Annotated in this window: 15 protein-coding genes; 14 read left to right on the top strand and 1 reads right to left on the bottom strand. The window is 45.9% G+C overall.

Translation table 11 applies throughout. The features are described from left to right. The first annotated feature begins 10 nt into the window (after positions 1 to 10). The 10 genes from DWX62_RS00260 to DWX62_RS00215 all read left to right on the top strand — a co-directional run bounded on the left by DWX62_RS00260 (position 11) and on the right by DWX62_RS00215 (position 18,427). Positions 11 to 991: a glycoside hydrolase family 5 protein gene (locus DWX62_RS00260; RefSeq protein WP_005825023.1), complete on the top strand. Its 981-nt coding sequence runs from the start codon at positions 11 to 13 to the stop codon at positions 989 to 991. A 225-nt stretch (positions 992 to 1,216) separates the two neighbouring features. Beyond that, entirely contained in the window at positions 1,217 to 4,483 is a 3,267-nt protein-coding gene (locus DWX62_RS00255) for a TonB-dependent receptor (RefSeq protein ID WP_005825021.1), read from the top strand. Positions 4,484 to 4,503: 20 nt separating this feature from the next. Next, positions 4,504 to 6,225 carry a RagB/SusD family nutrient uptake outer membrane protein gene (locus DWX62_RS00250; RefSeq protein ID WP_005825019.1) on the top strand — a complete coding sequence of 574 codons (1,722 nt, stop codon included), beginning with the start codon at positions 4,504 to 4,506 and terminating at the stop codon, positions 6,223 to 6,225. A gap of 16 nt (positions 6,226 to 6,241) precedes the next feature. Continuing rightward, positions 6,242 to 7,543, top strand: coding sequence for a glycan-binding surface protein (locus tag DWX62_RS00245; protein WP_005834814.1), 1,302 nt, complete (start codon positions 6,242 to 6,244; stop codon positions 7,541 to 7,543). A gap of 21 nt (positions 7,544 to 7,564) precedes the next feature. Then, the gene (locus DWX62_RS00240; RefSeq protein WP_120172508.1) at positions 7,565 to 9,550 is read left to right on the top strand and encodes a hypothetical protein; all 1,986 of its coding nucleotides are present in this window, start codon (positions 7,565 to 7,567) and stop codon (positions 9,548 to 9,550) included. Positions 9,551 to 9,617: 67 nt separating this feature from the next. After that, entirely contained in the window at positions 9,618 to 11,315 is a 1,698-nt protein-coding gene (locus DWX62_RS00235) for a glycosyl hydrolase (RefSeq protein ID WP_120172507.1), read from the top strand. A 405-nt stretch (positions 11,316 to 11,720) separates the two neighbouring features. Then, entirely contained in the window at positions 11,721 to 14,969 is a 3,249-nt protein-coding gene (locus DWX62_RS00230) for a TonB-dependent receptor (protein ID WP_005825009.1), read from the top strand. A 12-nt stretch (positions 14,970 to 14,981) separates the two neighbouring features. Continuing rightward, positions 14,982 to 16,751 (top strand): RagB/SusD family nutrient uptake outer membrane protein, encoded by a 1,770-nt coding sequence (locus DWX62_RS00225; protein WP_005825008.1) that lies wholly within the window; start codon positions 14,982 to 14,984, stop codon positions 16,749 to 16,751. Between the two features lie 26 nt (positions 16,752 to 16,777). After that, entirely contained in the window at positions 16,778 to 17,635 is an 858-nt protein-coding gene (locus DWX62_RS00220) for a hypothetical protein (protein WP_005834823.1), read from the top strand. A gap of 69 nt (positions 17,636 to 17,704) precedes the next feature. Continuing rightward, entirely contained in the window at positions 17,705 to 18,427 is a 723-nt protein-coding gene (locus tag DWX62_RS00215; protein ID WP_005825006.1) for a hypothetical protein, read from the top strand. Positions 18,428 to 18,747: 320 nt separating this feature from the next. Here DWX62_RS00215 and DWX62_RS00210 read toward each other — a convergent pair whose 3' ends face one another. After that, on the bottom strand, positions 18,748 to 19,389 hold the full coding sequence (locus DWX62_RS00210; protein WP_005834825.1) for an HU family DNA-binding protein: 642 nt from the start codon (positions 19,387 to 19,389) through the stop codon (positions 18,748 to 18,750). A 359-nt stretch (positions 19,390 to 19,748) separates the two neighbouring features. On the opposite strand from DWX62_RS00210, the gene DWX62_RS00205 reads away from it, so the two are divergent. The 4 genes from DWX62_RS00205 to DWX62_RS00190 all read left to right on the top strand — a co-directional run bounded on the left by DWX62_RS00205 (position 19,749) and on the right by DWX62_RS00190 (position 24,582). Next, positions 19,749 to 21,077 (top strand): VapE domain-containing protein, encoded by a 1,329-nt coding sequence (locus DWX62_RS00205; protein ID WP_055288239.1) that lies wholly within the window; start codon positions 19,749 to 19,751, stop codon positions 21,075 to 21,077. A 260-nt stretch (positions 21,078 to 21,337) separates the two neighbouring features. Continuing rightward, entirely contained in the window at positions 21,338 to 22,465 is a 1,128-nt protein-coding gene (locus DWX62_RS00200) for a Rid family hydrolase (RefSeq protein WP_005834831.1), read from the top strand. Positions 22,466 to 22,544: 79 nt separating this feature from the next. Then, positions 22,545 to 23,159 carry a DUF4369 domain-containing protein gene (locus DWX62_RS00195; RefSeq protein WP_005824998.1) on the top strand — a complete coding sequence of 205 codons (615 nt, stop codon included), beginning with the start codon at positions 22,545 to 22,547 and terminating at the stop codon, positions 23,157 to 23,159. Beyond that, positions 23,131 to 24,582, top strand: a complete 1,452-nt coding sequence (locus DWX62_RS00190) for a DUF6057 family protein (protein ID WP_005824997.1) — start codon at positions 23,131 to 23,133, stop codon at positions 24,580 to 24,582. The genes DWX62_RS00195 and DWX62_RS00190 overlap by 29 nt, the downstream gene beginning before the upstream one ends.

Below are 24,582 nucleotides of genomic sequence, written 5' to 3'. Positions count from 1 at the left end.
TAAGTATGATATGAAAAGCATATGGAAAGTTATGTTGGCGGTTTGTTGCCTAGGTATGACCATTGGTTGTGGAACAAACCCGTCGAAGAATGAAAATGTAAAGGAAACGCTACCGGCATTGGTGGTCAATGGTACGCAGTTGATGAATACCGAAGGAGACACGGTGGTATTGCACGGTGTCAGCTATGGCTGGCATCAGTTCTGGCCCCGTTTCTACAATGCCTCTTCGGTTGCTTATCTGGTCAATGACTGGGGCGCACAAGTGCTTCGGGCCTCTATGGGAGTGGATTTGGATAGCGCCTGCTATGTGAACAAGCCCGAATTCGGTATTGAGTGTGTTACGAAAGTGGTGGATGCTGCTATCGAGAACGGCGTTTACGTCATCATCGACTGGCATAGCCACAATCTGCGGCAGGAAGAAGCAAAGGAGTTCTTCACCCAAATGGCTACCCGTTACAAAGGGGTTCCTAATGTCATCTATGAGGTTTTCAACGAACCGGTGGAAGACAGTTGGGAGCAGGTGAAGTCATACTCTGTGGAGGTTATCAAGACGATTCGTGCCATAGAACCGGATGCCGTTATCCTCGTTGGTTGTCCGCATTGGGACCAGGACATCCATTTGGCAGCGGACGATCCTATTACCGGATATAGCAATATAATGTATACACTCCACTTTTATGCCAACACCCACGGACAGTGGCTGCGCGACCGCGCCGACTATGCTCTGGGCAAGGGCTTGCCGATTTTCGTTTCCGAATGCGCCGGTATGGAGGCAAGTGGGGACGGCCCCATCAGTAAAGAAGAGTGGGGGAATTGGCTGGAGTGGATGCAGCGGCATTCCATCAGTTGGGTGGCTTGGTCCTTGTCGGACAAAGACGAGACTTGTTCCATGCTTTATCCGTCGGCTTCTTCCGAGGGAAACTGGAAAGATGCAGACATGAAAGAGTGGGGGAGAATGGTTCGTGACGAATTGACGACACTGAAAAAATAGCCCTTTAAAAACAATATGATTTAACCATTAATAATTAAGAAAAAAGAATTGTGCTTATGGAAGAAAAGAAGAATGATGCTGTGAAAACATGAATTGTTTGGAAGTAATTTTAAGTGTCAACGCCTTGATTGCATGTCACGGTTTCTTGACTTACTCTCATTTTGTTAACTAAAAAAATCTTCTTTTGGGAGGTTTTGTGTTTGTTTTAAATCTAAGAAATACAGTATGAATTTGAATTTTAGAAAGACAGCGCTGCTTGCGGGGATATGCTCGGTGTTCAGTCTGGGTTATGCTCCTCAGCTTTTCGCAGTATCATCGACGGATACCGTTGAGGCAGTGCAGCAAACAAAGAAAATTACGGGTGTCGTCAGTGATGCTATGGGCCCTATTATCGGTGCCAATGTATTGGAAAAAGGTACAACGAATGGTGTAATTACCGACATTGACGGTAACTTTGCCTTGAATGTGAAACCGGGAGCTACCATTGTAGTCTCCTTTATAGGCTATGTCAGCCAGGAAATAAAGATAACGAACCAGACAACAGTGAACATCACGCTGAAGGAAGACTCCGAGATGTTGGACGAAGTGGTGGTTGTGGGGTACGGTACGATGAAGAAAAGCGACCTTTCCGGTGCTTCCGTTTCCATGAGTGAAGACAAGATTAAGGGTTCTATTATCACCAATCTCGACCAGTCCCTTCAAGGGCGTGCTGCCGGTGTGACGGCAGTCAGCACTTCCGGTGCTCCGGGTTCTTCCTCCTCTATCCGCGTACGTGGTCAGGCCACTATCAATGCTAATGCCGAGCCGTTGTATGTAATTGACGGTGTGATTGTACAGAGTCAGGGACAAAGCGGTTCATCTTATGGTTTGGGCGATGCACTGGGTAATGGCTCGGTTTCCACCATTTCTCCGCTTTCCACCATCAACCCTGCTGATATCGTCAGTATGGAAATTCTGAAAGATGCTTCGGCAACCGCCATTTACGGTGCGCAAGGTTCCAATGGTGTGGTTTTGATTACGACCAAACGTGGTAAGGCGGGTGAGGCTAAGTTTACTTATGATGGTATGTTTGCCGTTCAACGCCAGACAAAGCGTCTGGATATGATGAATCTGCGTGAGTATGCCACTTATTATAATGATTTGGCAAACATGGGTGAAATCTCTGACCCTAGTAATTATTATGCCGATCCTTCTCTGCTGGGAGTAGGTACAAACTGGCAGGACGCCATCTTCCAGACTGCTTTGCAGCATCAGCACCAGATTTCGGCACAAGGTGGTACAGAGAAGATACAATACTACGTATCAGCTTCCTATATGGATCAGGACGGTACCATCATCGGTTCAAACTTTAACCGTTACAGCTTCCGTGCCAACTTGGATGCCCAACTGAAGAAGTGGTTGAAACTCGGTTTGACCGCCACCTATACAGCAACGGGTGATGACCTGAAACTGGCAGACAGTGATGAAGGTTTGATTAACTACTCGTTGACCACTCTTCCTGATATACCTATCTATAATCTGGATGGCAGCTATGCCACCGTTGTTCGCGAAGGCTACACGAATCCTAACCCGATTGCCCTTGCCATGATGGATGACATTCTGCTGGACCGTCAGAAACTGACGGGTAATATTTTCTTTGAGGTTACTCCGATTAAAAATCTGGTATGGCATGCCGAATTGGGTTATGACATCAGTTCCAGCAAAGGTGAGCGCTACAAGCCGATGGTTGATTTGGGTGGATGGGTACGTTCCAGTAATGAAAGCAATATCCAGAAAAACAGCAGTACATTCTGGCAATTGAAGAACTATGTGACCTATTCCGGAAACATAGGCGACAAGCATCATTATACAGCCATGGTGGGCCAGGAGTGCTGGGAGTCCAGCTATGACTTCACGAGTGTGTTCAATAGCGGTCTGCCTTCGGATGAAGTGCACAATCCTGCCTTGGGTACGGGAACCCCGACTATCAATGCAGGTTTTGGAAGCTCGTCTATGGCATCTTTCTTTACACGTCTGACTTATAACTATGCCGACCGTTATCTGGGTACTTATACCTATCGTTATGACGGCTCTTCAAACTTCGGTCCCGAGAACCGTTGGGCAGGCTTCCATTCATTGGCTACTTCCTGGCGCTTTTCCAACGAAACGTTCTTTGAACCGTTGAAGAAGGTCATCAGTAACGGTAAGTTGCGTCTGGGATGGGGACAAACTGGTAATGCCAACATCGGTGGTTATGCTTGGGGTACATCCATGAGTCGTATGCCTTCCGGTCTGGGTATGGGGTATCGCCCCTCCAATATACCGAATACTTCCATCAAATGGGAGTCCCAGGAGCAATGGAACGTCGGTGTGGATTTGGGATTCCTGCACGACCGTATCAACCTGACGGTAGAGTGGTACAAGAAAACTTCCAGTGATATGTTGATGCCGTTGCAGTTGCCTTCTTATATGGGTACTTCCGGTAATGCCTCTTCTGCATTGGCTGCTCCGAAAGGTAACTATGGTGACATAGAGAATACCGGTTTTGAAATCTCTCTGAACACACATCCTATTACGGGTAAGTTTGAATGGGATTCTGACTTCCAGATTTCTTTCAACAAGAACAAACTGAAAGGATTGGCTGGTACAGCCAATGCGCAGATTGTGGGTTACGGACAGTGGACCGATGTAGTCAGTGTATCCAGTGTAGGCGAATCACTTTATAACTTCTATGGATTTGTTTGTGATGGTGTTTACAAGGACCTGGAGGACCTTCAGACTTCTCCGAAACCTGCCAAGTACCCGGCAAACGGTGTATTCGACCGTACCAATACCGTATGGGTGGGTGATGTGAAATATAAGGATATCAGTGGTCCTGACGGTGTGCCCGATGGCGTTATTGACGACTATGACAAGACCAATATCGGTTCTCCGATGCCTAAGTTTACTTTTGGCTGGACCAATACTTTCCGTTACAAGAACTTCGACTTGTCCGTTTTCATCAACGGTTCCTATGGCAACAAGGTGTATAACTACCTTTCCATGAAGCTGACACATATGAACTCTCCCTGGACTAACCAGCTGAATGCTGTAAACGGACGTGCACAGCTTGTTCCTATCAATCCGAACAAGGTCTACGAAGATGGAACGATGTGGTATAATGATGTGTCTAACGTCATGGTGGCAAACCCGGGAGCTTCCATTCCACGCGCCACTATCAATGACCCGAATGACAACGACCGTATCAGTGACCGTTATATTGAAGATGGTTCTTATATCCGTCTGAAGAACATCTCTTTGGGATATACTTTCCCGAAAAAGACGATTGATAAACTGGGACTGAGCAACTTGCGTATCTATGCCAATATCCAGAACCTGCTGACCATTACCGGTTATGACGGCTATGACCCTGAAATTGGTGCCAGCACTTCAAGCGTCAATGTCTATGGTTTGGACAACGGACGTTATCCGTCTCCTACAGTTTATTCATTCGGCTTGAACGTTTCATTCTAACACTTTAAATTGAAGAAAACATGAAAATCAGATATATTAAATATTGGGCGTTTGCAGCTGTACTCGGTATGGGAACAGTTTCATGCGAGGATTTCCTGAACCGTCCTACCGAAGACAATTATAACGAATCGAACTTCTATCAGAATGACGAACAATGTGTGCAGGGGGTTAATTATCTTTATAACTCACCTTGGTATGATTTTCAGCGCGGTTTTATTAAAGTCGGTGAAATCTTGTCTGGAAACGTATACGAGGGAAACAGCCCTTACTTGAATTTTACGGTGAATGGTACGGATGAAAACCTTGTGAACATGTCCTATTCTCTATGGGCAGTGATTGGCCATGCCAATACTGTATATACTCGTTTGAAGACGGCAAATGCGTCAGAAGCAGTGAAAAATCAGTGTATGGGCGAGTGTCTGGCATGGAAAGCCATGGCTTACTTCTATTTGGTACGTAGTTTTGGCGCAGTACCCATTATCCATGATAATACGGACGAATTGAATTCCGGTAATTATAACTCCAAATTCAAAGTGGAGGCAGCAGATGTGTACGAATATATCATTATGACTCTGGAGAAAGCTATGGAGTTGCTTCCGGCCAGAGGTGAAACGGGACGTATTGACCGCTATTGTGCCGAAGGTCTTTTGGCTAAGGTGTATCTGACTAAGAGTGGCCTTTCCGGTACCCGCAATGCGGATGATTTGGCGAAAGCGGCAGAATATTCCAAGGATGTAATTAATAATTCCGGCCGTAACTTGCTGGCTAACTATTCCGATGTTTTCCGTTTGGCAAACAACAAGAATGAAGAGTGTCTCTTCTCCTGGCACTGGTCGGCAGGACGTGACCCCTGGACACAGCAGAATACGTTGCAGTCGGACTTGGCAATGGTGGGATTCGATGAATTTGGTGATTGCTGGGGTGGCTATGCAGGTCCGTCGGTTGATTTGCAGGATGCATTTGGAATTTCCGCTTTGGAAAGTCCTGAGACGCGTTCGGATACGGATACCCGTCGTAAGGCTACTATGATGATGGCAGGTGATGTATACGATTATTTCTGGCAGGACAAGGGCGGATTTGATTATCTGCGGTTTATTTATGATGCCGAATATGGTAAGGGAGGACCTAATGGCGATTACCAGTCTCCTACCGGTGCCAATCACGTGAAGCATCTCTATGGTAACAATAATGACCATGTATTGGGCTTGGGCGTATCGGCTGGTAATATGTACAGCGGCCTGGCAACCCATATCCTGCGCCTGTCCGATATCTATCTGGTATATGCCGAGGCGAAAATGGGACTGGCTACCTCTACTACAGACCAGAGTGCACTGGATGCTTTCAATGCAGTACGTGGCCGTGCCATTCCGGGAGTTACTCCGAAAACCTCCATTACTTGGGAGGACGTCTGGAAGGAACGCCGGCTGGAACTGGCTTGCGAAGGCGACCGTTGGTATGATTATGTACGTTTGGCATATTATGATTCCCAGCGTGCTATCAATGAGTTGAAGGCACAGCGCCGTGATGTTTATTATAGTCTGGGTACTACTTATAAGGCTTATTATGAAAACGGCAGTTGGACGGTGAATCCGGACGAGACCCGTTACAATCCGGATGCAAAGGCGCCGAATGTGACAGTCTCCAGCTTTACATTGCCGTTCCCGACAGAAGACGTGGTGTTCAATCCTAATTTGATGAAAGACCCGGTACACGTAGATGTACGTTCTGAATTCAGTTATTAATTTAATGCTTGAAAAGATGAAAAATAATAGATATACGAATTGGTTCTTCGCGGCAGCTGTTGTTGTAGCAGGCTTTTCCATGGCGGCTTGTGAGGATGAACCGGATAAATATGAAGTGGCAGGGGGAAAGCCTACCTTGAAATATGTTCGTGTCCCTGATCCGGCAGCGGCAGACTCTTTGCTGACGGGGGCTTATATGGCGAATACGATTTGTCTGGTCGGTGAGAATCTGCGGAGTGTTTACGAGCTCTATTTCAATGACCAGAAGGCGATACTTAATACCAGTTACATCACTGACCATACACTTATGGTAGATGTTCCGAAAGAGATTCCTTCGGTAGTGACTGATAAGATTTATATGGTGACCAAAGCAAAGGATACCATAGATTATGATTTCAAGGTGTTGGTTCCGGCTCCTACCGTGAACTCCATTTCTTGTGAGTTTGCAAAGCCGGGTAGTGAGGTGACACTGATTGGTGACTATTTCATTGATGACCCGAATGTGCCGCTGACCATTACGATGGCCGGTAATGTGGAAGTGACTAATATTACGAACATAACCAAGACTGCGGTCAGCTTTATTCTTCCGGACAATGCTCCTGCAGGCTATATCAACGTGAAGTCCATTTATGGTACCGGACGTTCCAAGTTCCGCTATTATGATACACGTAACATTCTCTTTGACTGGGACGGTTCTCATGGCGGTATGGCTATTGCCCACGGTTGGCGTGATGGTAGCAAGGTGTTGAGAGAAGCCGATGAAAACAGTATTGACGGTGCTTATATCTGTCTCACCGGAGCACTTGACGGTGCTATCGGAGCTACTTGGGCAGAAGATGAGTTCTCGTTCAACTATTGGCCGGAACCGTCTGCCGGTTATCCCGAACTTTCTGCACGTCCTGAGTTTGCAGAACTGCTCGAGGAGTATGGCGTCAATGGCTTGCAACTGAAATTCGAGGTGAATATTCCTTCTTCCAATCCGTGGCAGTCTTGCGCTCTACAAGTGATGTTTACGGGTAATGATGTGGTGACTTATGCGACGGGAACTAATGCTTATTTTAGTGATACGAATGTGCCGCGCGGTTTGTGGTTGCCTTGGAAGAATACGGGTTCGTATGATACGGGTGGTAAATGGACAACCGTTTCCATGAATCTGTCCGAGTTCAACAAGACGCATGAAGGTAATAAGTGTGATAGAACTTTTGACAAGACTATGCTGACCGGATTGACATTCTTTGTCTGGGCAGGTGGTGTGGAAGGTAAGGATTGCAATCCGGTGATTATGATTGACAACATCCGTGTGGTACCTATTGAATAACCTTTTAAATAGAATACTGATATGAATAAAACATATAAATTTCCGGCACTGTGGATGATGTGCCTGATGCTCTTCAGTTGCTTGACGTTTACGGCCTGCGACAATGGGGATGATGAAGATACCAACCAATATAAAGGGGGAATCAGTCTGAATGTATTCGGACCGAGTCCCGTATCCCGCGGCGGTGTACTCCGTTTCCTAGGCAGTGGCATGGATAAAGTGACTGCGGTCGCTATTCCCGGTTGCGACGATATAACAGACATCGAAGTAGTCAGTGATACGGAAATCCGTGTCACTGTACCTCAGACAGCCCAGCCGGGGTTGGTTGTCTTGAAGACTCCGAAAGGGGATATTACAACAAAAACCGAGTTGACATTTACGGAGCCGATTGCTTTGGAGGCTTTTGCACCGGCAGAAGTAAAGCCTGGTAGTGAATTGACCATTACTGGTGAATATTTGAATTTGATTAAAGAAGTGATATTTGCTGACGAGGTAACAGTGCCTGCTGATGAGTTTGTCAGTCAAAGCCGTCAGGAGATTAAAGTTATTGTTCCTGATTCTGCTCAGACCGGTAAGTTCATCTTGTCTGATGGAGCTGAAATCCCCAATTGGATTTATTCTGAAGGGGAACTGGAGGTTACTTTGCCATCGGTAGAGGCTCCACTCGACCTGGTAGATAAGAAGCCGGGGGATGTCATTCGAGTTTCTGGTGAAAACTTTGATTTGGTGAAGAAAGTGCAGATGCCGAATGGGGATGAAGTTGAATTTACGATGACTGCCTCTTCCGAAGGAGATGAACTTACTTTTACATTGCCGGATAATGTCTCGGACGGAGAAATTACGGTACTTCCTGCTTCGGATGTAAAAGTTGTGGTTGCTACTGTTGTAGTAGCTACGCCTTCGAACGTAGTGGCTGTTCCTGCTGTGAACTTGCGTGGTGGAGATATGATTACCTTGAAAGGTACCAATATGGATTTGGTGACTGATGTAACGTTCCCTGGTGTAGAAGAAGCAGTAGGATTGGAATCACAAAACTCGACTGAAATAAAGGTCTTGATGCCGGCTGCGGCTATTAGTGGTGATTTGCAATTGAATACAAATAGTGGAAAAGCAACTGCCGTATCTATTGCAACGGCAAAGCCGGAAAACATTTCTTATAGTGCGGCGACGGTCCCGGCAGGAGAGGCTTTGACTGTCAAAGGAATAAATATGGATGTAGTTTCGGCTGTTGTATTCAGTGGTAATGTGGAAGTTACCGTATCCGATGCCACTGCTACTGCCATTTCTTTGACTGTACCTACAACTGCCGAAACTGGGGCCTTACTTTTGAAAATGGCCAATGGTGAATCTGTGGAAGCACCGTCTCTGACAATAGAGAAACCGGTATGCGCCTATTTGCCGGCATTGCCTGACAAATTGGTTCGGGGACGAATTGTGGAACTTGAGATTGTTAATGCTGATAAACTGACAAATGTATTGCTGAATGAGGCTTCAGTCCAGTATATCAATGATGCGGCTAAAGGGGTATTGATGTTGAATGTACCGGCTGAACTGGATGGAACTTATAGCCTGAAACTGATTTCTTCAAATGGTGAAATTGCTTATGATGTTCTTGTGGTTGCTAATGAAGAAACAGTTTGGGCTGGTCCGCTCGATATTAGTTGGGGTGATGGAGGACGTGTGTTGGTACCGGCTGTATCTTTTGCCAAGGTAACGGCAGGCACTGTCATGAAAGTCTATTTCGATCAGAAAGACCAGACTTGGGCACAGGCTCAGTTTAACTATGGCGATTGGAGTGGCATAACTTTCTCTTTGTTTGATACGACTATGGTACCGACAGACATTTACGGCTGGAGTTTCGAGAGCCGTGTGATGGAGTTGACGTTGACTCAGGAGATACTTGATAATATTCAAGCTAAACAAGGAGATTGTGAAGACCAGACAAATGTAGGTATCATTATTCAGGGCAGTGATTTGACGTTTACAAAAATAACGATTGTAAATTGATGAATTGTGGCTTGAAGAATGTGACTATGGATGCCTTGATTAAGAATGAAATAAAATCATAATTAAGATGAAGAAACTGAATATAAAATGGATGCTTTCGTTGATAGCAGCTTTTACTTTTGCCTCCTGCGATACTGATGTCGATCATGATATCCCTGCAGTGGATGCACCGGTATTGGTGTCTACTACTCCTGAAAGTGGAGCAGCCAAAGTGAAAACGGGAGAAATCACTATTGAGGTGAAATATGACAAGAATATATTCTTTGCAACAGACAATCTGAGCGAAATCAAGTTTACCGGTGGTGAACTGATAAGTGCCGATGTACTTGGCGCAAGCAATATACTGACTGTAAAAGTGAATGTTCCCGGGAGAGAGACGGCTTGTTCTCTCTCTATCCCCGAGGGAATAGTAACCGGACCAAACCAGATGCCTGCTCCGGCTGTATCGGTTCAGTTCTCTACTGTTGCTTTGGACAAGACGCTGGTTGCTGCCACTTCGGCCAAAGCTGTGAAACTGTACAATTATCTACTGGATAATTTTGAGACGAAGACACTTTCAGCTATGATGGCCAATGTTGCCTGGAATACGGAAATGTCCGAAAAGGTGTATGGATGGACTGGAAAATATCCGGCTATCAACTGTTTCGACTATGTTCATCTGCCGGCATCTGTAGCTGGAGCAGACTGGATTAATTACGGTGACATTACTCCTGTTAAGGATTGGTCTGACAAAGGTGGCATCGTAGCTGCCATGTGGCATTGGAATGTACCCAAGAAAGCTGTAGGCGAAGCTTCTTCTACCCGGATATGGGAAGGAGAGACGGTAATGCCGGGTGATTGGAGTGGAAATGTACAGATGACGGATGATGCTGCAAAAGCTGTCTTTGCTGATGCGCAAGTGGGTCAGGTGATACGCGTGGCTGTGAAGGATGTGGCAGCGGGTGCGCAAGGTTCGTTCAAAAACAGTGGTTGGAGCGAGATTGCTTCAGGAACTGATTATTTTGACATATCCGGGGACTATACATTGGTGATTACCGAAGATGTTTTGAAATCCCTGCAAGAAGGTGGTCTCATCATTGGTGGACATGATTATACAGCAGTTGCTGTTTATCTTGAAAATAACGGTACAGCTCTCGACCCGAATAAGGATTATGCCTTTTATAAGGCAGATACGGAGTTTGATGCTGCCAATGCCACAGTGGAAGGCACTTGGGAAAACAAGGTGTTTACCGAAGATTTGAAAAATGCTGCCGCTTACTTGAAGCTGTTGAGAGATGCGGATATTCCGGTATTGTGGCGCCCATTCCATGAGGCAGCCGGTGGCTGGTTCTGGTGGGGTAAGGATGCTGCCAGCTTTAAATCTCTGTGGATTGCTATGTTCAACTACTTCAAGACTGAAGGATTGGATAATCTTATCTGGGTTTGGACTACCGAGGGCAATGATTCCGATTGGTATCCGGGAGACCAATATGTAGACATCGTGGGACGTGATATTTATAATAAGGAAACTGCAGATTGTGTTTCAGAATATACTTCCATTGCCGAAAATTATGGAAACAAGATTGTTTCGCTGAGTGAATGTGGTACGGTCGGACTTATTTCCGAACAATGGGCATCTGGTGCACGTTGGAGTTGGTTCATGCCGTGGTATGACGGGACAAATGAGGATGGTAGCCCGGTAGTCCATGCTGATGAAGCATGGTGGAAGGATGCTATGAGCCAGGAATTTGTTGTTTCCCGTGAAGAGCTTCCTTCTATGGAATAGCAATTTTTAATAATAAAATAGAAAGGGTTGTCTCTGGTTAGTATCGGGGCAACCCTTTCTGTCTTTTATAGCTTTTAGTTGTTGGTTATAGAATTCATGCTTTATACTTTTTAGGAAAAATAGTAATGGATGTTAAATGAGTGTCGTTATTTGATAAAATAGTATTATAAGGTTTGCTGCTAAAAGTCTACTTTTGTCAAGCCTAATTAAAATTTGATAATAATCATATAATGTTTAACCGCTAATGAAATGAAAAATGCCTATGAGAAAGGAGTGATATGTATACCAACCACTTTATAGAATAAGGTATATTTAATTTTTCCTCAAAAAGAGAAGTTTAACCTTATATTAAACGGTAGATGCCGCCAGGCAATACCAATTCATTAATCTAAGAAAAATACAAGTATGAATTTAAATTTCAGAAGAACCGCGCTGCTCGTGGGTATCTGTTCGGCTGTCAGCCTGACTTATACTCCGCAACTTTTCGCCGCATCGGTCGATGCAATAGATGCTGTGCAGCAAGCAAAAAAAATCACAGGTACTGTAACAGATGCAATGGGACCGGTCATCGGTGCCAATGTATTGGAGAAAGGAACCACAAATGGTGTCATTACCGACATTGACGGTAATTTCACATTGAATGTTCAGCCGGGAGCAACGATTGTTGTGTCTTTTATCGGTTATCAGCCGCAAGAAATAGTGGTAGGTAACCAGACTAGTTTCAAGATTCAGCTAAAGGAAGATACGGAATTGTTGGATGAAGTAGTCGTAGTGGGTTACGGTGTACAGAAGAAGAAACTGGTGACAGGTGCTACGGTTGAGGTAAAAGGCGAAGACATCGCAAAATTAAATACTACGCAGGCATTGGGCGCTTTACAAAGCCAGTCTCCGGGTGTAAATATTCAGGCCGTTTCCGGTCAGCCGGGTGATGGGTTTAAAATTAATATTCGTGGTGCTGGTACTAACGGAAATACAGCTCCAGTTTACGTTATTGATGGTGTAGCCGGTGGCGATATTAACGCCTTGAATCCTGCCGATATTGAACGTATTGACGTGTTGAAAGATGCTGCATCTTGTGCAATTTACGGTTCGAGCGGTGCCAACGGTGTTATCCTTATTACTACGAAGCAGGGTAAGGTAGGAAAGGTTTCTGTATCTTATGATGGAAACATAGGTTGGGCAAATATATATAAGATGCCTGATATGTTGAATGCCAAAGAATATATGGCGGTAATGGATCAAGTGGCCTATAATAATGGAGGCCAACCGTATGATTGGTCAAAATTCGTAGATGCTGATTTGCTGACTGCTTATCAGAATGGTACCAATCCTGGTACAGATTGGGTAAAAGAATTCCGGAATAAAAATGCTGTGGTTACTAATCATGCGTTGAATGTAACAGGTGGTTCTGAATTCTCCAAATTTTCGACAGGTATAGGCTATCAGTATCAGGATGGTGCATTCGGTGGTCCGGTGAAGACTGACTATCGTCGTTTTACTTTCCGCATTAATTCTGAGCATGTGATATATCGTAAGGGAGATGTGGATGTGATAAAGTTTGGTGAGAATATATATTATCAGCACAAACAGAATCAAGGTGTGCAGTTAGGTAATCAATATTCGAATGACCTTTCTAATGCTTTGCGTGCTATTCCTCTGATTCCTGTATATAATGAAAATGGTGATTTCTTCATGTATGATGATTTGAAGAATTTTGGAACGAGTGCTAATGGTATACTTGATTATACTGCATATGCTTCTAATCCGATGGCTCACATGGTATATAATCAGGCTGGGAATAATAAGAATAAGAATTTTAATCTGAACACAGCGGCATATCTGGAAGTACAACCACTTAAGAATCTTATTTATAAAGGTCAGGTTAGTTACAAACAATGGTCAAGTTCATGGCGTTCATATCTTCCCGTTTACCAAATTAATAATCAGGGAGATAGCCGTGATAAAGACCAAACGATAAATAACGTGTCTTTGGGTTGGAACTGGAGTTTGACTAATACGTTGAGTTATCGGTTTGATATTACAGACTTACATCATTTTGATGTTTTGGCTGGTACAGAGTATTCTAAATCAAGACCAACTTATGGCGAATCAGTAGAGGCAACCGGTTATAATAGTGCTTTTGGTGACTTTACACATGCTTATTTGCATAATACAGAACGTAAAGCTACTGCTACAGTAAATGGTTATCCCTCGGATTATGGTTCTAAGATGTCTTATTTTGGACGTTTGAATTATGACTTTAAGGAAACTTATATGTTTTCTGCTATCATTCGTGCCGATGGCTCGTCTAAGTTTGCGAAAGGCAATCAATGGGGATATTTCCCATCATTCTCTGCTGGTTGGGTTATTTCAAACGAGGCTTTTATGAAGAATACTGCTTCTTGGCTTGGTTTCTTGAAAGTCCGTGCTGGTTGGGGACAGAATGGTAATGACAATATCCCTAATTCAAATTGGCGTGCCGGTTACGAGTTTGGCGATTATGGTCTTTATACATTTGGCTCGGATAAGAATGGAGGTACAACCGGAGCTTACCCGAATCGTTTGGCTAACCCCGATTTGACATGGGAAACTTCAGAACAGACCAATATCGGTATTGATGCCCGTTTCTTGGATAACCGTCTGAGTTTTACCATGGACTGGTATAGCAAGCAGACGAAAGACTTGTTAGTGGAAGTGGGTACCAATGCGGCTTCCGGTTTCGCTACTCAATATCAAAATGCTGGTACGGTAAAGAATACTGGCCTTGAACTTTCAATGGGCTGGAGAGATCAGATTGGTAAGGAGTTCAAGTATGGGGTGAATGTCAATATGGCCTATAATAAGAATGAAGTAACGGAGGTTAATAACGCCAATCATTTTATTGAAGGCGGTAATGATTTGTTGGCTCAAAGTACGGGTCGGTTTGTCCGTATGGAAGAAGGACATCCTATTGGCTATTTTTATGGTTATAAGACGGATGGTGTCATTCAGAACCAGAATGACTTGCAGGCATATCTTGACCAGAATTGTAAAGGAAATGCGGCAAACTCTAAGCAAGGTGCAAGTATTAAACCGGGTGATTTGAAGTTTGTGGATGTTGATGGAAATGGGGTGATTAATGATGACGATAAGACTGATTTGGGTAATCCTCATCCTGACGTGACAATGGGTCTTACGTTAAGTGCGGAATATAAAGGATTTGATTTCTCTGTAACAACCTATGGCGCTTTTGGTGCACAGGTAGCTCGCTCTTGGCGAAAGTTCTCAGATGGACAGTATGAAAACTATACGACAGAAGTTTACGATTACTGGCATGGCGAAGGAACCTCAAACAGATATCCGCTGCTTGCGCCGGGAAATAGTGGACAGAATTTCCAGGCCATTTCAGATATTTATATTGATGATGCCGACTATGTTCGCATTCAAAATCTGACTATAGGATACGATTTCAAGAGAATTTGGAAGAACTGTCCGTTCCAGCAACTTCGTGTGTATGCTGCTGCACAGAATCTATTTACTTTTACCGGTTATAAAGGGATGGATCCGGAGAATGGTAGAGCCCTCAATGACAAAGAACCGTGGGTAACCGGTGTTGATGTAGGTAACTATCCTCAACCTCGTACTTATATGGTAGGTGTTAATGTTAAATTCTAAAATTGATACACGATGAAAAAAATAGCATATTTAATAGGTGCAGCTTTGATGATAGCAGGAATGTTTGCTTCTTGTAGCTTGGACTCGATGAGTCTGACGGAAAAAGATACGACCAATTTTCCTAAAACGGCTGAAGATGCCAATCAGGCTTTAGCTGCCATATATCAGAACCTGAATAATGTCAATGCTTTTCCACAGCAGTCTTTCTTGTATAATTCTCTGCTGGCTTGCGATGATATGTTGGGTGGTGGTGGTCCCAATGATAAGTTGATGCAATCTTTGGACCTTATTTGTAATACGGGTACAAATGCTACGCAGGACTACTGGGTGGCTCGCTATCAAGGAATCAACCGTGCCAATACGTTGTTGGAGGCTCTTGCTGGTATTGAAATGGATCCGGAAGTAAGAGCGCAGGCTGAGGGCGAAGCCAAGTTCCTTCGTGCTTTTTATTACTACGAGTTGGCTTCCATGTATGGGCGCGTACCTTTGGTGATTACTGCTTTGTTGCCCGAAGATACTACTCCTCCGACTGCCGCTGTTATCTGGGGGCAGATTCTGCAGGATCTTCGCGATGCGGCTGCAAATATGCCGGCTGTTCGCAAGTCGGATGGGCATGTTGATAAATATACGGCTGAAGCTATGTTAGGACGTGCTTGGTTGTATTATACTGGTATGTATGGCAATGGTGAAACTCTGAACGATTTGGTTAGTACGAACTATAGTCCGTTGACTTCAGTTGATTTGCCTGATGGGACAACTTTGACCAAGCAGGATGTGGTTGGGTATATTGATGATTGTGTGAATAATTCTGGTTATAGTCTTGTTCCTGAGTTTCGTAATTTGTGGGCATATACCAATAAATGTACGGTAGAAGATTTTCCGTTTACTGCCGGTCAGGGATTGAAGTGGGTAGAAGATGATGCAGCGGTAAATCCCGAATCCATGTTTGCCATTAAATATAATAAACTTGCATCTTGGAGCACTACTATCGGTTATGGTAACGGTTATGCTCTGCATTTTGGTGTACGTGGCAATGATCAGGCCAATTCTTTCCCCTTCGGACAAGGATGGGGTGCCGGTCCTGTAGCTCCCAATTTTTATAATGATTGGAGTGTGGCAGAACAAGATGATGCCCGTCGTCCGGCCTCCGTATTCAAGACGGAGGATATGCCGAGTTATAATAAAGGTGGTGGTGACGGCTTTATCCAAGAAACGGATTATTATCAGATGAAAATAGGTTCTATCATGGCTTATAGTACGGATGCGGCTGGAAATAAAACGATTGAGCCGGTATTTGAGAAGATAATGTATGGTGCCGACGGCTGGATTAATGATAATCTGATGCAAACCGGTTCTATTCATGATTTGGTTTTGATTCGTTTTGCGGATGTATTGTTGATGCAGTCTGAATTGAAGGAAGATGTTTCCGGTATAAACAGAGTGCGTAGTCGTGCCGGACTTGAACCTATTGGTACATATTCGTTGGCTGCATTGCAGAATGAACGCCGTTGGGAATTATGTTTTGAAGGTACTCGCTGGAACGATATTCGCCGTTGGCATATTGCTGCCGATGCCCTTGAAAGACAGACGGGAGCAAAGGTTTATACAAATGGGGCTGAAAGCCGTAATGTGGCGCAGAACGGTGGTTATGCCGCACGTTATAAGGCTACGGCAGGTTTCCAGAAGATTCCCGAAAACCAAGTCCTCCTGAATGAAGGAAAGGTAGAACAAAATGAGGGTTATACGGATGCAAGTGCTGAGTATAATGGTTGGCAAGAATAGAATATGAATTTAAAATGAAAAAAGATATGAAAAAGATATTATTCGCAATACCTTTGTTTGCAATGCTGCTGGTGGCTTGCGATCCGATAGTGGATGAAATCAGTCCGGATCCCAATGTCACACCGGAAAATCTTACTTTTGAACTTGTGGCCAAGAACCAGGGAAACAACAACATTCAGATTGTTCCTACTCCGTCACGTTATGTGAAGGTTTATGATGCTACGTCTGATATCAAGTTGGCAGAAGGTACGGCTCCGTCGGTTCAAGTAGCTCCTCCTAATAAAGAATTGCAAGTATATGTAACAACCATTAATTCGGACGGCTCCATAACAAAATCGGCTTCCAAATCAATAGCAGTAACGGAGTATACAGATCTTCCCGCTATTTATGCTGATGTATTCGGCACAACTCCGGACGGTGGTTATGGAACAACCACTTGGGTCTGGAATACAGAAGCTGCAGACGGTTGTTGGGGTAATGGAGGTTATCTCGGCAATACCGGCCCCGGTTGGTGGATTTGTGATGCTGTGGGAGATGTCGGAAACGGTAGAGGGCAAATTGATGAACAAGCTGTAGGAAAAGGATTGCCTGATGATGGATTAAATGGTTGGTTCTCACTTAGTTTGACTGGTGTTCAGACAAGTCGTGGTGAAAGTGGTTCTGTCAAGGTGTCAGAAGATGTGGTGCAATCCGGTTGGGATGTAGGTACTATGGAGTTCTCTGGTACTATTCCATTGTTAGGTATACAGCCGAATCAAGGAAATGCACGTCAGTATGAGTATCATATTTTGAAGATTACAGAAGATGAACTTCGTCTTTGTGCTCCTGAACCCGGTGCTGGCGCTTGGGGTACGGCATGGTTCTGGAACTTCAAGAAAAAATAGTTAATATTGAAAGGTACGGGTGGGTAACGACCACTCGTATACTTTTATTACTAATAAAAAAATGCAACAATGAAACGAACTTTCTTTTTGATATTACTGTTCTTCTGTGCTCTTTTTGTTAAAGCGGATGTTTTGGGACCGTATACAATGGATAGTAATGTACCTCCCACACCAACCGGATATGCTCGGGTTGTACTTCCGATAGGAGGTGCTGACGCTTCGGTAGCCGTAAGCATAACTGTTTGTGACGAAAGTGGTCAACAGTATGTTTTGAGAACTACTACCCCAAATGCTGCTCCATATTGTTATTTCTTGGCTTATGGCGTTTACCGCGTGGTCGCTTTAGAGGATTGTACAGCACAATCTAATTGGGGCGCACTTACGGTTGGTACAATTTTCGAAGTGACAGGAGGTGGCTATATTTCTTTAAATTATATAGGAACAATCTCTACTCCAAGTATTGTTCAAGCATCGGGTACTGATGATAATGTTCCTCCTTCCAAAGTAGGTTACAATATAATGAAAGTGTATGGAATAGAGACAAACGGCGGTGGGGTGTTGGTTGATTCTGACAAAAAAGAATATGGTATCTTTAATTATACCGGACATATAGGCGGTGCTCATTACTTTTACATTAAGCCAGGCACATACACTATAAAATCTTTGAGTGCTACCAATGGAAATTATATTTATTTGGAGTATGGAAATGTTAGACAACCGCTTTCTGCTGGTAGGACTTTCACAGTTCCTGCGTCATTCTTCTCCATTGTGTTTTCTAAAAAGGCACTTTAAGAATAATCTATAAATGAATTATTCAACTCAAAGCAGTTGTCGTTACCCCCCGACTTTATTAGTCGCCCGTAACATCGGATAATTGTAAATGCATTAACCGAATAGTACAATTGTTTAATGGTTAAATCAGGAAAAGGCGAGTCGTGAGATTCGCCTTTTCGCATTCATTCTCTATTGCCTTTCCGGATGCAATTCACATTCCTTTTTGTATTACCCCTGATTTCAGGGCGCAGAATGTTTCTTTTTATCCCTGCATCTCCTTCACCTCCTTCTCCCATCCTCCTGTTCATTGGCTTTCCCGGTGAAACCGCTTTCCACCCTCATCGCCCCGCCTTTGCATCGCGCGACACGCCGTAGTATCCCGGCATGGCCCGGTAGATGGGTTGCGTGGGCTTCCCCACATTCTTCAGCTTGCCCTCTTGCTGCAACCGTTTCAGGTGGACGTTCGCGGTGGTGCGCGCCATGCCGCAGAGCGCTTGGAAGTCACTGCGAATCAGCACGTCGTGGTCGGCAAAGTATTCTTTCAGCTTCATGTCTATCTCCACTTCCGAAAGCTTCAGGGAGTGGCGGGTGTATTTACTGCGGATGGCATTGACTCCCGTCATCGCTTGTTTCAGCCTGACGTCGGGACGGAAGCTGATGCTTTTCAGCCGGAGTTTCAGGTGCTTGTTCGGGGTGCTGCGGGTCACTTTCTGTGTGGCTTCCAGGGTGGGGGCGAAGTAGCCCAGCCCTTCGATGTGCACCTCGTGGCCGTCGCGCAGTTCTTCGCCGCAAATTTGCGCCAGGCAGTCTATCGCGTTCATCACGTCGCCCACCGTGAGCGAGCTGCGGGCATGCACGCGGTTGTAGAGCTGCCGCATGGTTACTTTCCCGTTGAGCAACGGGCGGGGATGGAGGCCTCTCTCTTCAGGGGCTTCCTCATTAGTGCCCGGATTCTCGTACCAGTCATATAGTATTGCCATATCAATAGGTTTTAGTGCGTTCAACATACTTGTTTCTTCCCTCGGAAGTGTCTTCCTGTAAGTGAACGACTCCGGTCGGCCGAACGAATAACCCGGGTCGTTCGATTGAACGACCTAAGTCAGTCGATTGGACGACCCGGGGCGTTCACTTATAAAGAACCGTGCAAAGGTACTGAAAATAAAGGGTTCCGAAGCATAAATAAGTATGTTTGTCGGCAGGAATGATTTTTGAAGAATAAGCGGAGAATGGTTTGCAAAACGCCCTCGGCAGGCAGTAACTTTGGCGAAGAGGCGAGAGGAAAGAAAGGATGATTCCCTTCCTCGAAACCTCCCAATAATCATTTTAATAAAAAATATTTATGAAGAAAAAACTGATGACTTTGCAGCAACACCGGCTCTTGAAGGAAGCGGGACAACTGATAGCCTTTTCCGAAAGGCTGAAACACGCACAAAAAGAAACGACCGACCGAAACTGGAAGGAGCGGGAAGAGCAGCGCCGCCGGAGCGCGAAAGCCGCAAGCACCGTGACTGCACTGAGCGGCGACATCGAGGAGTTCCTCACTTCGCGCTACGACTTTCGCTATAATCTGCTGACGGATGAAACCGAGTTCCGCCCCGCCGGACAACGCTCTGCCGCCTTCACCCCCGTGGGCAAGCGCGAGTTGAACACTTTCTGCATCGAAGCCCATGCCGAAGGTATTCCTTGCTGGGACAAGGACTTGAACCGATACGTCTATTCCACTTACATCCCTGCCTACCATCCCTTCCTGCTCTACATGGACGAACTGCCCGATTGGGACGGCAAGGACCGGCTGACTGCGCTTGCCTGCCGCGTCTCTTCTCGGCCTCACTGGGTGCGGGGATTCCATACCTGGATGCTGGGACTTGCCTCGCAATGGATGGGCGTGTCCGGACTGCATGCCAACAGCGTGGCTCCCGTTCTCGTCAGCCGCGAGCAGGGACGACGGAAATCCAGCTTTTGTCGCGCCTTGATGCCTGACGTGCTGACGCGTTACTACGCCGACAACCTGAAACTGACCTCGCAGGGACAAGCTGAGAGAATGCTGGCGGAAATGGGGCTGCTCAATATGGACGAGTTCGACAAGTATGCCGACAACAAAATGCCCTTACTGAAAAATCTGATGCAGATGTCGGTGCTCAACATCCGCAAGGCCTATCAGCAGAACTTCAGGCAACTGCCCCGTATCGCCTCGTTCATCGGCACCAGCAACCGGTTCGACCTGCTGACCGACCCCACCGGGAGCCGGCGCTTCCTCTGCATCGAGGTGAAGCACAATATTGACTGCATAGGCATAGAGCACGACCAGATTTTTGCCCAACTGAAAGCGGAACTCATTGCCGGGCGGCGCAACTGGTTCACCAAGCCGGAGGAGGAGGAACTGCAATGGCATAACGAGGCTTTCTATCGTGTCAGCCTTGTGGAGGAGGCAGTTCACAGCTTGTTTCGTGCCCCGCTTCCGGCAGAGAAGAGCTTCGATCTGACTGCCGCCGACATCTTTGATGAGTTACAAAAAACGCATCCCGCCCTGATGCGTGGCAGCAATCCCATGCAGTTCGGTTCGGTGTTGCTGCGGGTGGGACTGAAACGCCGGCATACGAAGTACGGCAATGTATATGAGGTGGTGAGAAGGAAGAAAGAAGTTTCACCGGAAAGGGTTGAACGATAGGGAAATAATGCGAAAGGTGAAGGGGTGAAGGAAGAGAAAGCCGGTTTATAGTCTCATTACGGATTGACATAGATTCCTATTAATTCAGGTTGTAGATGCCGATGGGATAAATATTTTCGCTCATAATAACTGTATATTTTATAGATTTCTATAAAAGTAACTTTTTTATAAGAACAAAACAAGCGAAAGTTGCGATTTTCACTACTCCTTGTCGGATAAAAAACTTATCTTTGCGATTGAAACAATCTCTTGTTAATGATATGAAATACACATCATACTCTTATCCTTCAGGCAGGGCGGAAGTGGCTGCATTTGTTGTGACCGGCGGAGTGACGGAATACCATGTGATGATACATGCCACTGACCCGAAACAGACCTATCGTGAACAGATGAATGTCGTGTTGGATGCGTATGCCGCTTTACTGAAAAAAGAACTGTCCGGAGCCGTGGCGGTTTTTAAAAGATACTTCCTGAGTGATGCCGCCAACCAAGCGGAACTGTTGCTTGCCGCTACGGCGGAAAGCTCCGATTGCGCGCTGTCTGTGGTGGAACAGCCTCCGCTGGATGGTACCAAGATTGCTTTGTGGGCCTATCTGCAGACCGATGTGCAGACACGAGTGCTGCCGAACGGACTGTATGAAGTGAAACACGGTGTTTACCGCCAGCTCTGGATGGGAGGCAGCTTCAACCGTGCCGCCAATTCGGAATACCAGATGCGTCTTTTGCTCAACGACTATGCCATGCAACTGATGGAAGAAGGGTGTACCTTGGCCGACAATTGCCTGCGTACCTGGATATTTGTGCAGAATGTGGATTGCAATTATGCCGGTGTAGTCAAGGCACGCAATGAGATGTTCGTCACCCAGAACCTGACAGAGAACACGCACTATATTGCCAGTACCGGTATCGGTGGGCGTCATGCCGACCCGAAAGCATTGGTGATGCTTGATGCTTTTGCTGTAGCGGGATTAAAGCCCGGACAAATCAAATATCTCTATGCCCGCACACACCTGAATCCCACTTATGAGTATGGAGTCAGTTTCGAACGGGGAACGGCGGTGGATTACGACGACCGTCGGCAAGTACTCATTTCCGGTACGGCGAGTATCAACAACCGTGGGGAAGTGATGTATGCCGGAGATGTACGCCGTCAGACAGAACGGATGTGGGAGAATGTGGAGGCTCTGCTGAAGGAAGCTGACTGCGGCTTTGGAGATGTAGGGCATATCATTGTCTATCTGCGTGATATTGCGGATTATGCTGTAGTGAAAGAGATGTTTGACAAGCGTTTTCCCGATACGCCGAGAGTGATTACGCTGGCTCCCGTCTGTCGCCCGGGGTGGCTGGTGGAAATGGAGTGTATGGCGGTGAAGAAAATCTCTGATTAAAAATATTATCTTTGGTTAATTGAATATTAGGCTGACAGTTGGTAAACGCCTACCTTTGTTGAAATTCTAATGTATAAGGATGAAAACACGTATCTTGCTTTTCTGTATCAGTTGCCTTCTTTGGGCAAGTTGTGGAAATTCCGGACAGAATTATGTGATTGAAGGAACGTTGCCGTCGGTGAAATACGACGGGGAATGGATATACCTCGTGCCGATGGAGAATGCGCCGGGGCGGGTGGATTCTGTAAAGATAACCAATGCCTCTTTTTCTTTTTCCGGACAAGGGGAGGAGATGAGGGTGTTGCGTCTGCGCCATCTGCTGCGTATCTACATCCAGGAACTGCTGGTGGTGACGGAGCCGGGAACCATACATGTGAAGGCCGACTCTGTCGGTTCGGTAACGGGCACTCCGCAAAATGATGCCCTTCAGAAATGGAAAGAGGGGAGGGAAAAGAAGCAAGAGGCTTACCATTTTATCCGGACGGGACTACGGAATGCCACCGGAAAAGATTCACTGCATCTGATACGGATACGTGACAGTCTGAGGATGCAGGAGCAGGAAACGAACTTTCTGTTTTTGAAAGAGCAGGGAAACAATACGTTGGGGACATTCATGCGGAAGATGGTGCGTGGCTCCTTGACGGAAGAACAACAAAAACTGTTGGATGAAAGCTTGCAGAAGGAAATACATTGAATGGGGAGCGGCAGGAATCGGTGCTTTGGCGTTGTTTCTTTTTTTCTTCCGGATATTGCCCTATCATCTGTTCCATCGGGAGCAGACACAGCTCTTTTTGCTTGCCACCGAACCATTGGCCGGGTATCTGCGGCATCCGGCGGCTCTGGCACGTCTGTCAGGAGATTTCCTCACTCAATTCTTTTATTACGAAGGGGGTGGCCCGACCATAATGGCTGTCGTGCTGTTGCTTTGGGGAGTGGTGGTGTTTCGTTTGTTGGCTCCGTACATGGGACGTTGGGCGTGGATTCCTACGGTGTTGGCGGTGGCTTGGGAGGCAGGAAGGCAATGCGGATTGAGTTATCCGCTTTCCGGCACAATCGCTTTAACCGGTATCGGAGGTGTTTTGTTGTTGTGCCGTAGCTGCATGCGACGTTCGTGGAAGTCGGGCTTACCGGTAAGCATATTGGCGGTATTGTCCGGCTATTGGCTGTTTGGCTGTGGCGATTGGTCGTCACGATGGTACAATATGCCCGATTTAGGGCGGGAATATCTTTTGGCGTTGGATTCGGAAATGTATTTCGGCCGTTCGGAAAAAGTACGGAAACTGTTGGTGGAGGGTGAATACCGCTCTCCGTTCACTGCCTATTATTATAATTTGCTGAATGCACAGCAGAACCGGCTTCCCGACCGGCTGATGGATGGTTATCAACCGGCTTCGCAAGGGCTGTTTCTGCCTGTGGCTCCCCATTCTACCTACCTCACTATTTATGCAGCCAATGAAGTCTGGTTTGCGTTGGGAGATATGACGATGGCTGAACATGCCGCCATTCTGGGAATGATTTTTTCTCCGCACCACACCGGGGCAAGAGCTGTCAAGCGTTTGGCGGAAATCAACCTGGTGAACGGTGATGAGGCGGCGGCTATGAAATATCTTCGTCTCCTGCAAAAGACAATGTGTTACCGTGATTGGGCAGAACGACGTATTCCCGGAAAACAGACGGCCGAAGTCTGCCAATGGCTGGAACGGAAGCGGTTGTTGTTGCCTGCAACGGATACTTTGCGTTCTTCTGCCGACATTCCGCTTTCACTTCGTCATCTGTTGCGTAACAATCCTGATAATACGTTGGCATGCGATTACCTTCTCTGCTTTGATTTGCTGAATAAGGATATTGGGGCTTTCGCCGGAGATTATCGGGAGTTTGCTGCAAAGAAGTTTCCTTCCAGATTGTATGCCGAAGGTTTACTTATCTATCTTGCCGGGAAAAAGGCTTCGTTGGATGAAGTGGAAAAATGGAATATACCGCCTCAAGTATTGGATGAATTTGGCGATTATACCCGACTGTACGAGGCGAATGGTGGTAATGGTGCCCCTTTGCAAGCCAAATACGGAAAAACATATTGGTTTTATTTCCACTATGCTACGATGAAAAAGGGGAAGTGA

Origin of the sequence: Bacteroides sp. AF20-13LB (assembly GCF_003603065.1) — a bacterium.
GTDB lineage: Bacteria > Bacteroidota > Bacteroidia > Bacteroidales > Bacteroidaceae > Bacteroides > Bacteroides uniformis.
The sequence above is the reverse complement of the archived record's forward strand: the minus strand, read 5'-3'. Positions and strand labels throughout refer to the sequence as shown.

What these genes read in the sequence shown, in the direction of transcription:
- DWX62_RS00260 (WP_005825023.1), top strand. Translation starts at nt 11, where the DNA reads ATGAAAAGCATATGGAAAGTTATGTTGGCGGTTTGTTGCCTAGGTATG.
- DWX62_RS00255 (WP_005825021.1), top strand. Translation starts at nt 1,217, where the DNA reads ATGAATTTGAATTTTAGAAAGACAGCGCTGCTTGCGGGGATATGCTCG.
- DWX62_RS00250 (WP_005825019.1), top strand. Translation starts at nt 4,504, where the DNA reads ATGAAAATCAGATATATTAAATATTGGGCGTTTGCAGCTGTACTCGGT.
- DWX62_RS00245 (WP_005834814.1), top strand. Translation starts at nt 6,242, where the DNA reads ATGAAAAATAATAGATATACGAATTGGTTCTTCGCGGCAGCTGTTGTT.
- DWX62_RS00240 (WP_120172508.1), top strand. Translation starts at nt 7,565, where the DNA reads ATGAATAAAACATATAAATTTCCGGCACTGTGGATGATGTGCCTGATG.
- DWX62_RS00235 (WP_120172507.1), top strand. Translation starts at nt 9,618, where the DNA reads ATGAAGAAACTGAATATAAAATGGATGCTTTCGTTGATAGCAGCTTTT.
- DWX62_RS00230 (WP_005825009.1), top strand. Translation starts at nt 11,721, where the DNA reads ATGAATTTAAATTTCAGAAGAACCGCGCTGCTCGTGGGTATCTGTTCG.
- DWX62_RS00225 (WP_005825008.1), top strand. Translation starts at nt 14,982, where the DNA reads ATGAAAAAAATAGCATATTTAATAGGTGCAGCTTTGATGATAGCAGGA.
- DWX62_RS00220 (WP_005834823.1), top strand. Translation starts at nt 16,778, where the DNA reads ATGAAAAAGATATTATTCGCAATACCTTTGTTTGCAATGCTGCTGGTG.
- DWX62_RS00215 (WP_005825006.1), top strand. Translation starts at nt 17,705, where the DNA reads ATGAAACGAACTTTCTTTTTGATATTACTGTTCTTCTGTGCTCTTTTT.
- DWX62_RS00210 (WP_005834825.1), bottom strand. Translation starts at nt 19,389, where the DNA reads ATGGCAATACTATATGACTGGTACGAGAATCCGGGCACTAATGAGGAA.
- DWX62_RS00205 (WP_055288239.1), top strand. Translation starts at nt 19,749, where the DNA reads ATGAAGAAAAAACTGATGACTTTGCAGCAACACCGGCTCTTGAAGGAA.
- DWX62_RS00200 (WP_005834831.1), top strand. Translation starts at nt 21,338, where the DNA reads ATGAAATACACATCATACTCTTATCCTTCAGGCAGGGCGGAAGTGGCT.
- DWX62_RS00195 (WP_005824998.1), top strand. Translation starts at nt 22,545, where the DNA reads ATGAAAACACGTATCTTGCTTTTCTGTATCAGTTGCCTTCTTTGGGCA.
- DWX62_RS00190 (WP_005824997.1), top strand. Translation starts at nt 23,131, where the DNA reads ATGAAAGCTTGCAGAAGGAAATACATTGAATGGGGAGCGGCAGGAATC.